The following is a 446-nucleotide window of genomic DNA, read 5'->3' as shown; positions in this document are numbered from 1 at the left end:
GTCACCGCCTCAAGCGTCTTTTCGTCGGCGGACAGCGTTGCGCTGAAGGCCTCGGTGCCGGAGCCCTGCCTACTAGCGATGGCGGCGGTGAAATAGAGTTTTCTGCTCGTGGCAAAGTCCGTGGCAAGCGCCACGTCCAAAAGCCCGCCCTGGCCGCGGGCATTCACTTTGGGCACGTTGCCGATCGGCTCGGAAAGTTTGCCATTACGGATGATACGCATGCGGCCCGGCCGCTCGGTGACGAGATAGGCGCCGTCGGGTAACACTTCGACCGCCCAAGGGTGTTCGAGACCATCGGCCAGTTTTTCGACGCGAACCGCAGGACCCTGCGTGTTGAGGGTATCGGCCGCATTGGCAGATGTGGCGCCGAACAGAACCAGCGCCGCGGCGAAATGGAAGGCAGATATTCTCGTCATTTACTCCCCCGTCGTCTCTCCATCCGGAAC

1 protein-coding gene is annotated in these 446 nt (G+C 61.9%); it reads right to left on the bottom strand.

Annotation, left to right across the window (positions count from 1 at the left end):
* A partial coding sequence (locus AC5ZG1_RS44385) for a PQQ-dependent sugar dehydrogenase (protein ID WP_496136568.1) occupies nt 1-416 on the bottom strand: 416 nt, incomplete at its 3' end.
* Nucleotides 417-446 lie beyond the last annotated feature (30 nt).

It is taken from the genome of Bradyrhizobium sp. Leo78 (assembly GCF_059512425.1).
This window is presented reverse-complemented; position numbering and strand designations above follow the sequence as displayed.